Origin of the sequence: Microbacterium algihabitans, assembly GCF_032464975.1 — a bacterium.
GTDB lineage: Bacteria > Actinomycetota > Actinomycetes > Actinomycetales > Microbacteriaceae > Microbacterium > Microbacterium algihabitans.
Genome location: NZ_JAWDIU010000001.1, coordinates 404,787 through 417,104, shown reverse-complemented (window position 1 = coordinate 417,104; position 12,318 = coordinate 404,787). Strand labels below are relative to the sequence as shown.

General features: G+C 70.5%; 8 protein-coding genes. 3 read left to right on the top strand and 5 right to left on the bottom strand.

Going from position 1 to position 12,318, the window contains the following annotated elements:
* Positions 1–198: 198 nt before the first annotated feature.
* The 4 genes from RWH43_RS01920 to RWH43_RS01905 form a co-directional block, all read right to left on the bottom strand.
* Positions 199–1,155 carry an AraC-like ligand-binding domain-containing protein gene (locus tag RWH43_RS01920; RefSeq protein ID WP_316000520.1) on the bottom strand — a complete coding sequence of 319 codons (957 nt, stop codon included), beginning with the start codon at positions 1,153–1,155 and terminating at the stop codon, positions 199–201.
* A gap of 115 nt (positions 1,156–1,270) precedes the next feature.
* A complete protein-coding gene (locus RWH43_RS01915) occupies positions 1,271–1,864 on the bottom strand; it encodes a TetR/AcrR family transcriptional regulator (RefSeq protein ID WP_316000519.1) in 594 nt (197 codons plus the stop codon).
* Positions 1,865–2,244: 380 nt separating this feature from the next.
* Positions 2,245–4,266 carry a primary-amine oxidase gene (locus RWH43_RS01910; protein ID WP_316000518.1) on the bottom strand — a complete coding sequence of 674 codons (2,022 nt, stop codon included), beginning with the start codon at positions 4,264–4,266 and terminating at the stop codon, positions 2,245–2,247.
* Between the two features lie 227 nt (positions 4,267–4,493).
* A complete protein-coding gene (locus tag RWH43_RS01905) occupies positions 4,494–5,198 on the bottom strand; it encodes an IclR family transcriptional regulator (protein WP_316000517.1) in 705 nt (234 codons plus the stop codon).
* Positions 5,199–5,295: 97 nt separating this feature from the next.
* On the opposite strand from RWH43_RS01905, the gene RWH43_RS01900 reads away from it, so the two are divergent.
* Together RWH43_RS01900 and RWH43_RS01895 are read left to right on the top strand one after the other, a co-directional pair.
* Positions 5,296–7,140, top strand: a complete 1,845-nt coding sequence (locus tag RWH43_RS01900) for an FAD-dependent monooxygenase (RefSeq protein ID WP_316000516.1) — start codon at positions 5,296–5,298, stop codon at positions 7,138–7,140.
* 138 nt (positions 7,141–7,278) lie between these two features.
* A complete protein-coding gene (locus RWH43_RS01895; RefSeq protein WP_316000515.1) occupies positions 7,279–8,751 on the top strand; it encodes an NAD-dependent succinate-semialdehyde dehydrogenase in 1,473 nt (490 codons plus the stop codon).
* A 99-nt stretch (positions 8,752–8,850) separates the two neighbouring features.
* On the opposite strand, the gene RWH43_RS01890 is transcribed toward RWH43_RS01895, so the two are convergent.
* Complete coding sequence (locus tag RWH43_RS01890; RefSeq protein ID WP_316000514.1) at positions 8,851–10,290, bottom strand: helix-turn-helix domain-containing protein; 1,440 nt, start codon at positions 10,288–10,290, stop codon at positions 8,851–8,853.
* A 119-nt stretch (positions 10,291–10,409) separates the two neighbouring features.
* On the opposite strand from RWH43_RS01890, the gene RWH43_RS01885 reads away from it, so the two are divergent.
* Positions 10,410–12,299, top strand: coding sequence for a phosphoenolpyruvate carboxykinase (GTP) (locus tag RWH43_RS01885; RefSeq protein WP_316000513.1), 1,890 nt, complete (start codon positions 10,410–10,412; stop codon positions 12,297–12,299).
* Positions 12,300–12,318 lie beyond the last annotated feature (19 nt).

Genomic DNA, 12,318 nt, shown 5'->3' with positions numbered 1-12,318 from the left:
TATGTCCCACTTTCGGCTGCTCGGCGGCCTCGCAACCGGCCATTTCTGGGACATGGTCCGCGCAAAGTGGGACATTCGTGAAGCGCGAGCGCCCCGTCGAGCCGAACCATGTCCCACTTCTTGCTGGTCGGAGGGCTCCCCGCCGACCATTTGTGGGACACGGTCCGTCAGAGGGGGGACATGGGGTGCAGCCCCGCGTCAGCGCCCCGCGCGGCACTCGCTCGGTGAGAAACCGAACGCCGTCTTGAACGTGCGGCTGAAGTGCGCGGCATCCGGGAACCCCCACCGCGCACCGATCGCCGACACCGACTGATCCGCGAGCAGCGGGTCGGTCAGGTCGCGGCGGCAGCGTTCGAGTCGGCGCGAGCGGATGAGCGCGGCCACCGTCGTGTCGCGGCCCTGGAACAGCGTGTGCAGGTGTCGCGTCGAGATGTAGTGCGCCGCGGCGATCGCACCGGGGGCGAGATCGGCCGAGTCGAGGTGGGAGTCGATGTACTCCTCGACGCGGCGGCGCAGGGCCGCGTGCGGGTCGGTCGCATCGACGTCGCTGCCGAGCTCGCGCGCGTAGACGGTGGTCAGCAGGTCGAGGGCGGTGTGCACGAGGCGCGACCCGGAGGGGCTCGCGACCTGGTCGAGGTGCGTGCCCAGCTGGGCGAGGAACGGCGCGACGACCCCGCCGAGCCCGCCGTCGCCGGCGACGCGCACGGCGGTCAGCTGCGCGAGGGCCGACGAGGGCAGCGGCAGCGCGCTGGGGGCGAACATCGTGACGATCGTGCGGAAGTCGCCGCTGAAGCACAGCGTGTAGGGCCGCGAGGTGTCGTACACGGCGAAGTCGCCCGGGCGCAGCAGCGCTTCGCGGCCGTCCTGGATCAGAAGGCCCGAGCCCGCGAGCATGAGGCTCATCTTCACGGCCGGGCCGTCGGCACGGGCGATGAGGTCGGGCGTGCGCTCGACCACGTGCGCCGAGGCGGTGACGGTCGAGACGTGGATGCCGTCGGCCGAGGCCGCGCGGATGCTCCCGCGGAAGTGATCGGGGTCGGCGGCGGTGACGTGCAGCGGCACGAAGCTGTCGTCGACGGCGGCGCGGAAGGCGGCCAGGTCGGCGGCGTGGATGGCGGTGACACCCGATCCGGGTCGGGTCGTGACGATCGACATGGGAGACCTCCTCGTTTCCCTTGGCTTTCGGCTCCCGCATCATTTTTATCCGACGCTTGTAGAGCCAAAGTTTCCCGAATATTACCTCTCTGTATCGGCTGCCGCGAGTGCTTTCTCAGCGGAGCATGTCGACGAGGGCGTCGACCGTCGCTCGCATGCGCTTCTCGCGCGCCGTCTCGGGCAGCAGGATGCCGTTGGCCTGCATCCCGTTCACCGCGTGCAGGATCGCATCGCTCACGGCCTGCACGTCGAGACCGTCGCGCACCTCGCCCTGGGCCTGCGCCTCGGCGACCATCTCGGCGAACGCCTGCTGCCACTCGCGCATGAGATCGCGGAACATCGTCGCCAGCGCGGGGTCGGCGGCGGCGTACTCGAGGAAGGCGATCACGATGCGCGCCTCGAGAGCGCGCTCCTCGTCGATGGGCGCGGCCTCGAGCAGGAAGGCCCGCAGCGCCGCGAGTCCCGTCGCCCCTGACGCGGTGCGATGCGCCGCCACGCGCGCGTTGGTCGCGGCGAACACGTGAGCGAACGCCGCCGTGAGGATCGCGCTCTTGTCGGGGAAGTAGTGCGTGACGCTGCCGTTGGCCAGGCCCAGTTCGCGCGCGAGCTCGCGCATGGTCGTGGCCTCGATGCCGCGTTCGGCGATCAGGCGCCAGGTCGCCAGCACGATCTCGTGTCGGCGGGCCTCGTGGTCGACCAGTCGGGGCACGCGCGTCCTCTTTCCTCGTGTCCGGATGCCGTGGAGCATCGGCTCGACCGGCTCACCCTATCCGGCGGGTCGGGGGCGGCCGGTCCACGCTGTCGAGCAACCTCAGCGATTCGCGAATCCTCCGCGGCATCCGGGGTCTCCGGGCTGAGGTTGCGCGGATCGCCGAAGTTCTGCGGCGCCCCGGCGCCCGCAGGCGCAACCTCAGTGATTCGCGCATCCTCCGCGGCATCCGGGGTCTCCGGGCTGAGGTTGCGCGGATCGCCGAAGTTCTGCGGCGCCCCGGCACCCGCAGGCGCAACCTCAGTGATTCGCGCATCCTCCGCGGCATCCGTGATCTAGGAACTGAGGCTGTGCAGACCGCCGAGGTTCTGCGGCACCCGTCAGTGCCCGCAGCTGCAGGCCGCCCCGCCCCCGCAGCATCCCTCGCCGCCGGCCGCGTGCGCCTGCGACGACTCGGGCAGATCCAGCGCCGGGTTGCGGTCGAGGAAGCCGTAGGGCTTGAGCCAGAATCCGGCGTAGTCGACGGGCATGATCGGCCAGTCCTCGGGCCGCGGCACGTGGGTCAGGCCGAACGTGTGCCAGACCACGAGGTCGGCGCCGTCGATCGAGCGATCGTCGGCGGTGTAGGCCGGAAGCCCCGCGCCGCCCGCGTGAGCGTTGGGGTAGCGACCGGCGGGCCAGCGTTCGTCGGGGTCGTAGGCGGTGCCCCACAGGTGCTTGGTCGCGAAGGCCGCGCGCGCGGCGACCGTCGAGGCCGGATCCGCCATCAGCAGAGCCGTCGGCTCGGGGATGAGGTGGTACGCGGTGGGCTTGCCGATGTAGTTGGTGCGGGTGGTCGACTGCACCTCCCACACGCGGGCGACCGAGGTGTCGGCCTCGCGCTGCGCCTCCTTCTCGGTGCGCAGCGGCGTGTGCGACCAGGTGAAGGCGTTGCCGAACGGATTGTCGTCGCCCATCGGGATGCGCACGGCGTCCACCTCGAACAGGCGATTCTCGTCGCCGTCGATGGCCATGTCGAGCCGCGCCGAGAAGAGGTGCTGGTGCACGGGCGCGAACACGCCGGGCGCGATCTCGGGGGCGTGCCGGTTGATCGATCCGGGCTCGCCGCCGCCGACGAACACGATGCCGGTGGCCTTGGCCTCGACCTGGATCGACCCGTCGAGGTAGAAGTACCAGAAGAAGCCGTAGTCGTAGTTGCCGATCGTGGCGAAGTACGACACCACCAGGCGTCGCGAACGACGCACGTGCGAGCCGACCGGGCCGGGCTCGGTGTGCTTCCACAGCACGCCGTAGTCCTCTTCGTGCATGCAGACGGCGTTGGGGATGCGCATCGCGTGACCGTGATCGTCGGCGACGTGGCCGTCGAAGTAGTGGATGACGCCGAGGCAGTCGCACCCGAGCTCGAGGTGGTTGGCGTTCTTGCCGAGCAGGTACTCGCCGGCGTCGAAATAGCTGATCCAGAATCGGGTGTTGCTGGTGTCGCCGTAGGGCACGACCATCTCGGGCACGCTCGCCCGCGAGAGCACGGGGCGGTCGTCGAAGCGCACGTCGTGCAGCACGAGTCCCTCGCGGGCATTGAAGTCGACGCGCAGCGACCAGTTCTCCCACTGCACGTGCGAGCCGGTGACCGCGAAGCTCGGCCCCTCGGGCTGGGTGATCTCGATCGGCTTCAGCGTCGTGCGCGGGGGTCCGGTGGCCGCGGGGTCGTACCGGCCGCTGCCGGAGGGTGCGGGCACGTCGCCCTCGTCCTCGATGCCGATCACCCGGTTCGCGGTGAGGTCGATGTGCACGATCAGGCCCTCGACGGGGTGCGCCCACGCGATGTCGTCCTCGCTGTCGCGGAGGAAGGTGAGCGAGCGGATGACGCGGCGCCCGACCTCGTTCTCACGCCCGACGAACCCCGGGGCGAGCGGGGTGCAGAACGCCAAGTCGATGCGGTCGGCGAGCCCGCGACGCTCCATCGCGGCCCGCCACTCGGGCGAGGCCTTGACCAGTTCGGCGGCGCGCTCGTACTCCTCGAACAGGTACTGCGGCTGACCGTAGGGGGCGGTGTCGGAGGCGTACCGACGGCTGCTCACCACCTCGCCAGAGGTGATCGCGACGATCGCCTCGGTCACCTCTCCGGTCGCGGTGTCGAGCAGCGTGACGTCGGCGCGACGGTCGAGGGGGTCTCCCGGATGCCACGCGGCCACGGCCGTCTTCTCGGGTTCGGCGGGCAGCAGCATGGGCACCCGCACGGTTTCGCCGAGCAGGCCCGCCGCGACCAGGATGTCGCGCGTGCGCTCGATCTCCTCCGCGCTCAGGGGGTCGAGGGGATGCGTCGCCGGCCCGGCCCCCGTCGCGGGCTCGAGGTCGGGGTTCTCCATCGCCTGGTCGACGGTGGGGTGAGCGTGTTCGTGCATGTGTGTCTCCTCCATCGTCCACCCTCGTCGCCCGGGCTCGGGCGGGGTTGTCTGCGCGTGCACGGCCGATGTCAGCGCGTGCGTGGCCCGTCTGGCGGCGAGACTGCACCTCGCTGACAAGTGGGTGTCAGGCTGCAGGCCACTCGTCAGCGAGATGCAGTCTCGGCGGATTTCGGGTCGCGGAGGGCCGGGGCGCAGCGCGGGGGACAGCGCGTCGCGCGACCGACCTACAGCGCCCCCCGGATCGCGGATGCCGCGGCCTCGAGCCGCGCGGCGATCGCGGCGTCGTCGAGGTCGGTCGACACGTGCACGGCGGCCACCGCCGCGGGCTCGCGGCCCTGCACCGCGAGGGGGACCGCCACCGCGCGGAGCGTCGGGATCACCTCGTCGTGACTGCGCGCCCAGCCGCGCTCCGCGGCATCCGCCACCTCCGACGCCAGCCGGGCGTCGACCTCGTCGGGCCACCGACGCGGGGGGAGCTGCGCGAGGATCGCGCGACCGGGAGCGCCTCGGGTGATCGGATGCCGCGACCCGGGCCGCTGCGCCACCGCGGTCACCGTGTGCCGGGGTTCGACGCTCGCAAGGGTCACGCATTCGTCGTGGTCGAGCACGACGAGGAAGCACGTCATGCCGAGGTCGTTGGCGGCCGCGGTGAGTTCGGGCAGGGCCTCGGCCTGCAGGTCGGCGGCGACCCCGGCAGCCAGGGCGGCCAGGCCCGTGCCGAGGCGCACGGCCCCCGCGGCGTCGCGGGTGACGAGGCCGTGGTCTTCGAGCGTGCGCAGCAGGCGATAGGCGACCGAGCGGTGCAGGTCGACGCGCCCCGCGAGCTCGTCGATCGTGAGGGGTGTGCGGGCGTCGGCGAGCACTTCGAGGAGGCGGATGCCGCGACTCAACGTCTGCGAGGCGGGGGCGGAGTCTTGCCGTGACGTCATGGCTCGGCTAACCTCTCGTTCGATAGCGGAACGGTGCGTTCGAATATAGAACACGCCGTCTCGCGGGGCAACCTCGACATCGACGTCAGGAGAAACGATGCAGTTCCACCACCACGGCTACGTCTCGGGCGATCCGCGCGTGCAGAACGCCGCGGGCACCGGCCTCGACCGGCCCGAGCGCCTGCCCGACGAGGTCGACGTGCTCATCGTGGGGTCCGGTCCCGCCGGCATGCTGCTGGCCGCGCAGATGTCGCAGTTCCCCCAGCTGACGACGCGCCTCATCGAGAAGCGCGAGGGGCGCCTGCCGCTGGGTCAGGCCGACGGCATCCAGCCCCGCAGCGTCGAAACCTTCCAGGCGTTCGGGTTCGCCGACCGCATCACCGCCGAGGCCTACAACATCGGCTGGATGAACTTCTGGGCTCCGAACCCCGAGAATCCCGATGAGATCGTGCGCACCACCCGCACCGAGGACTACGGCTTCAAGATCAGCGAGTTCCCGCACCTCATCGTCAACCAGGCGCGCGTGCTCGACTACTTCGCCGAGGCCGCCGCAGACGGCCCCGCGCGCATCCGCCCCGACTACGGCGTCGAGTTCCTCGGCCTCGAGGTGCGCGACGACCACGTCGAGGTGCGCGTGCGCACCGCCGAGGGCGAGCGCACGATCCAGGCGAAGTACGTCGCCGGATGCGACGGTGCCCGCAGCGGCGTGCGCCAGGCGATCGGCCGCACCCACGTCGGCGCCGCGGCCCGGCACGCGTGGGGTGTGATGGACGTGCTCGTCGAGACCGACTTCCCCGACTGGCGCATCAAGTGCGCGATCAACGCGGCGGCGGGCAACATCCTGCACATCCCTCGCGAGGGCGGTTACCTCAGCCGCATGTACATCGACCTCGGCGAGGTTGCGGCCGACGACGACCACCGCGTGCGGCAGACCCCGATCGACGAGGTGATCCGTCGGGCGAACGAGATCCTGCACCCGTACTCGATCGACGTGAAGCAGGTCGCCTGGCACAGCGTGTACGAGGTGGGGCACCGGGTGACCGACCAGTTCGTCGACGACCTCGACAGCCCGCGGGTCTTCCTCACCGGCGACGCCTGCCACACCCACAGCGCCAAGGCCGGGCAGGGCATGAACGTCTCGATGCAGGACGGCTTCAACCTCGGCTGGAAGCTCGGGCACGTGCTCACCGGCCTGGCCTCCGCCGACCTCCTGCGCACCTATGACGACGAGCGGCGCCCCGTCGCCCAGCAGCTGATCGACTTCGACCGCGAGTGGTCGTCGCTCATGGCGCGCAAGCCCGGCGAGATCACCGACCCCGCGGAGCTGTCGACCTACTACCTGGCCACGGCCGAGTTCCCCTCGGGCTTCATGACGCACTACGGCCCCTCGGCGGTCACCGCAGACGCGCCCGCTCAGGAACTGGCATCCGGATTCCCCGTCGGCAAGCGTTTCAAAAGCGTCGAGGTCGTGCGGGTGTGCGACGGCAACGCCGTGCACCTCGGTCACCATGCCCGGGCCGACGGACGTTGGCGCGTGTATGCCTTCGCGGATGCCGAGGGCTCGGCGCTGCGGGAGTGGGCGACGGCGGCGCGCGAGATCGTCGAGCGTCTCACCCCCGCGGGGGCCGACCTCGACGCGGTGTTCGACGTGAAGGCGGTGTTCCCCGGTCGCTGGGAAGACGTGGTCGACGTGCCGGATCTCTTCCGCCCGCGCTCGGGGCCGCTCGGCCTGACCGACTGGGAGAAGGTCTTCGCCGCCGCGCCCTCGGCCTGGACGAGCGCCGCCATCTTCGCGGAGCGCGGGATCGCCGCCGAGGGAGCCGTGGTCGTGGTGCGTCCCGATCAGTACGTCGCCCAGGTGCTGCCGCTGACCGACCCGGCCGGCCTCGAGCGCTTCTTCGCCGGAGTGATGGCGCAGCCGGCGGAGGCGGTCGCACGCTGACGCGGGCGGCGACGTGCGCCGGGGAGGGTTGGCCACGGAGGCGAGCACGCCACTCCGTTTGTACGCAACGTATATCGGCGCACCCTCGTGTGCTGACGAGAATGGGCGGGACACCCCCGCATCGATCCAGGAGGATTCATGACCGATTCGCGCGAGAGCGAGCTGCTGGCATCCGTTCCCACCGGCCTGCTGATCAACGGGGAGTGGCGCGCCGCCACGGGCGGCAAGACCGTCGACGTCAACGACCCGTCCACCGGTGAGGTCATCCACCAGATCGCCGACGCGACCGTCGACGACGGCATCGCGGCGATGGATGCCGCGGCCGACGCGTTCCCGTCGTGGGCGGCGACCCCCTCGCGCGAGCGCGCCGAGATCCTCCGCCGCGCGTTCGACCTTCTGCAGGAGCGCAAGGAAGACATCGCGCTGCTCATGACCCTCGAGATGGGCAAGCCCCTCGCCGAGGCGCGCGGAGAGGTCGGCTACGGCGGAGAGTTCCTCCGCTGGTTCAGCGAGGTCACCGCGCACACCCAGGGCCGCTACGGCGCAAACCCCGAGGGCACCGGTCGCATGATCGTCTCGCAGCACCCCGTGGGCCCGTGCTACCTCATCACCCCGTGGAACTTCCCCCTCGCGATGGCCACCCGCAAGATCGCGCCCGCGCTCGCCGCAGGCTGCACGGTCGTCATCAAGCCCGCGACCCTGACGCCGCTCACGACGTTGTTCTTCGCGCAGATCCTGCAGGACGCCGGTCTCCCCGCCGGTGTCGTCAACGTCGTGACCACCACCAACACCGGCCCGGTCTCGGAGCGCATCATCTCCGACCCGCGCCTGCGCAAGCTCTCGTTCACGGGCTCGACCCCGGTCGGCGTGAAGCTGCTGCAGCAGGCCGCGCCCGGCGTGCTGCGCACCTCGATGGAGCTCGGCGGCAACGCGCCGTTCGTCGTGTTCGACGACGCCGACCTCGACAAGGCCGTCGAAGGGGCGATGCTCGCGAAGTTCCGCAACATCGGTCAGGCCTGCACCGCGGCCAACCGCTTCATCGTGCAGCGCAGCGTCGTCGCGGAGTTCACCCGGCGCGTCACCGAGCGCGTGCAGGGCATGAAGATCGGCCGCGGCACCGATGAGGGCGTGCAGATCGGACCCCTCATCGACGACCGCGCCGTCGACAAGGCCAAGACGCTCGTCGGTGACGCCGTCGAGCGCGGCGCGACCGTCACCGTCGGCGGCTCGCCCATTGACGGCCCCGGCACGTTCTTCGAGCCCACGGTCGTCTCCGACGTGCAGCCGGGCAGCGACATCCTCCGCGAGGAGATCTTCGGACCCGTGCTCGCGATCATCCCCTTCGACGACGAAGACGACGCCGTGCGCCTCGCCAACGACACCGAGTACGGCCTCGTCTCGTACGTCTTCACCGAGTCGCTCGCGCGCGGTCAGCGCATGATCGACAAGCTCGAGACCGGAATGATGGGCCTCAACGTCGGCGTCGTCTCAAACGCCGCGGCCCCCTTCGGCGGGTGGAAGCAGTCGGGCCTCGGCCGCGAGGGCGGCGACGAGGGCATCCACGAGTATCTGCAGACCAAGTACACGCTGACGGCCAACCCCTACGCCTGATCCGGCAGAAGAAGACACCGGATGCCACGACCCCGGCGCCCCGCGAGGGCCCGGGGTCGTGGCATCCGTCGTTTTACCTGCTCACGGCGTGAGCCGCACTCAGCCGTTCGCGTGCCGGTCGAGGAACGCGAACACCTCGGCGTCGTCGACGCCGGGGAACATGCCACGGGGGAGGGGCGAGAACATGTGCCGGTGCACCCGCGCACTCGGCCACGCCTTGCCCGACCAGCGCTCGGCCGCCTCGGTGTCGGGGCGCCGGCAGCACGACTCGTCGGGGCAGTGCGACACGCCACGCGTCGAAGTTTCGCGTCCGCGGAACCACCGCGCGTCGTCGAACGGCACGCCCACGGTGATCGAGAAGTCGCCGTCGCTGGTGGTGCCCGTCTGGGTCGAGCACCAGAAGGTGCCGGCCGGGGTGTCGGTGTACTGGTAGTGCTCGGTGGTGCGGTTGTGCTCGTCGAACGCAGCGCGCGCCGAGAACTTCTTGCACACGACCTGGCCCTCGACGGATCCCGTGACGTCGGTGGGCAACGGCAGTCCGTCGTTCTCGTACACGCGCGAGATCGCGCCATCGCCGTCGACGCGCAAGAAGTGCAGATGGATGCCGAGGTGCGTCGTCATCAGATTGGTCATGCGCATCGCGGCGGCCTCGTGGGTCACCCCGAAGGCGTCGCGGAAGTCCTCGACGGCGAGGTTGCGGTCTTTCTTCGCCTGTGCGAGGAAGGCGACCGAGCTCGTCTCGGGCATGAGGCAGCTCGCGGCGAAGTAGTTGATCTCGAGGCGCTGCTGCAGGAAGTCGGCGTAGTCGGTGGGCGGGCGGTGTCCGAGCAGGCGGTGCGCCATCGCCTGCAGGGCCATGGAGCGCAGGCCGTGACCGCCCGGGATCGATGCCGGCGGCAAGTAGATGCGTCCGTTCTCGAGGTCGGTGACCGAGCGGGCCGAGTGCGGCAGGTCGCTGACGTAGATCAACTCGAAGCCGAGCTGCTCGGCCATGATGCTCACCGTGCGGTGCGTGAGGGCGCCGGTCGAGTGTCCGGCGGCCTTGAGCTGCTTCTCGGCGAGGCGCTCGATCTCTGGCAGGTGGTTGGCGATCTCGCGCATGCGCAGTCGCAGCTCGGTGTTGGCGCGGCGGGCTTCTTCGGGGCTCGCGATGGTGGCGCGTTCGCGGCGCTGCAGTTCGCGGTGCAGGCCCAGCACGGCCTCGATCGTGTCGTCGCTCGTGCCCTTGGTGACCTTGACCGGTGGGATGCCGAGCTGACGGAAGAACGGAGAGGTCTGCGCCTTCTCGAGCTCGATCTCGAGCGCCGCCCGCCGGTTCGGGGGTTCGCGCGAGAGGAGCTCGGTGACCTCGGTCTCGGTCGCGCGGGCGATCTCCTGCAGCAGCGAGAGCTTGGGTTCGCGCTTGCCGTTCTCGATGAGGCTCAGCTGGCTGCCGGCCACTCCGACCAGGGCGCCGAGCTCGTCGAGGGTGTAGCCCCGCGCGAGGCGATGGTGCCGGATGCGATGACCCAGGGTCGTGAGTTCGAAGGTGGACGCCATTCCTTGACCATAGCGAAAGAATGCCGTTTCTTACAGCACGGAACCTCTATAAGACGGCGTTCCGCACCCGCACCATGGAGGAACGACACCGATATTCGCTCTCAACCGAGGAGAACGACATGGCACTCGCCGACTTCCTGGCCCCCCGCTCCACCGGCCGTGCCGCTGCGGCCCCCACCGCCCCCGCCCGTTCCGGCTACGGCGTGCGCCCGGCCGTCGACGGTCCCGGCCTCGCCGCCCTCACCGCCTGGGTCGACCAGGTCGCCGCTCTCACCCAGCCCGACCGCATCCACTGGGTCGACGGCTCGGCGGCCGAGAACGACGCCCTGCTCTGCGACATGGTCGACGAGGGCAAGCTGATCAAGCTCAACCCCGAGTGGCGCCCCGGCTCGTACCTCGCCCGCTCGCACCCCGGCGACGTCGCCCGGCTCGAGTCGCGCACCTACATCGCCTCGAACCGCGAAGAAGACGCCGGTCCCACCAACAACTGGATCGCACCCGCCGAGATCCGCGAGACGCTGAACGGCGTCTTCGAGGGCTCGATGCGCGGTCGCACCATGTACGTCGTGCCGTTCTCGATGGGCGCGGTCGGCGGGCCCCTGAGTCACATCGGCGTGCAGATCACCGACAGCGCCTACGCCGTGGCATCCATCGGCGTGATGACCCGCGTCGGCACCTCGGTCACGCAGCAGATCGCGAACGGAGCGCCGTGGGTCAAGACCGTCCACTCGGTCGGTGCACCCCTCGCGCCGGGCCAGCAGGACGTCGCGTGGCCCTGCAACGACGAGAAGTACATCGTGCACTTCCCCGACACCCTCGAGGTCTGGTCGTTCGGCTCGGGCTACGGCGGCAACGCGATCCTCGCGAAGAAGTGCTTCGCTCTGCGCATCGCCTCGGTCATCGGCCGCGACGAGGGCTGGCTCGCCGAGCACATGCTGCTCATCCGCGTGATCGACCCGAAGGGCAAGGCGTACCACGTGGCCGCCGCGTTCCCCTCGGCCTGCGGCAAGACCAACCTCGCGATGCTCCGCCCCACGATCCCCGGCTGGCGCGTCGAGACGCTCGGCGATGACATCACGTGGATCCGCCCGGGTGAAGACGGGCGCCTCTGGGCGATCAACCCCGAGGCCGGCTTCTTCGGCGTCGCCCCCGGCACCGGCGAGTCGACCAACGTCACCGCGATCGAGACGCTCTGGGGCAACACGATCTTCACCAACGTCGCGCTCCGCCCCGACGGCGACGTGTGGTGGGAGGGCCTGACCGACGAGGCACCCCCGCACCTCACCGACTGGGAGGGCAACGCCTGGACGCCCGCGTCGGGCCGTCCCGCCGCGCACCCCAACTCGCGCTTCACCGTCGGCGCCGCGCAGTGCCCGCAGATCGCCGAGGACTGGGAGGCCCCCGAGGGCGTCCCCCTCGACGTCATCCTGTTCGGTGGCCGCCGCGCGACCAATGTGCCGCTGGTCGTCGAGGCGACCGACTGGTCGCACGGCGTGTTCATCGGCTCGACGGTCTCGAGCGAGAAGACCGCCGCGCAGGAGGGTACCGTCGGCGAGCTGCGCCGCGACCCCTTCGCGATGCTCCCCTTCTGCGGCTACAACATGGGCGACTACTTCGGCCACTGGCTGAAGGTCGGCCAGAAGCTCCGCTTCGACCGCGCTCCCCGCATCTTCCAGGTGAACTGGTTCCGCAAGGGCGACGACGGCCGGTTCCTCTGGCCCGGCTTCGGCGACAACGCCCGCGTGATCGACTGGATCATCCGTCGCGTCGACGGACAGGTGGATGCCGTGGACAGCCCGATCGGCCGCCTGCCCAAGGTCGAAGACCTCGAGCTGTCGGGTCTCGACCTGCCCGCCGCCGACCTCGAGGAGCTGTTCTCGATCGACCGCGCGTCGTGGCTCGCAGAGGCCGACCTGACCGAAGAGTTCTACGACACCTTCGGTTCGCACCTGCCGGCCGCCCTGCGCGCCGAGCTCGCCGCGCTGCGCTACCGCCTGCAGCGCGCCTGAGACCGGCTCGCCCTCCGCG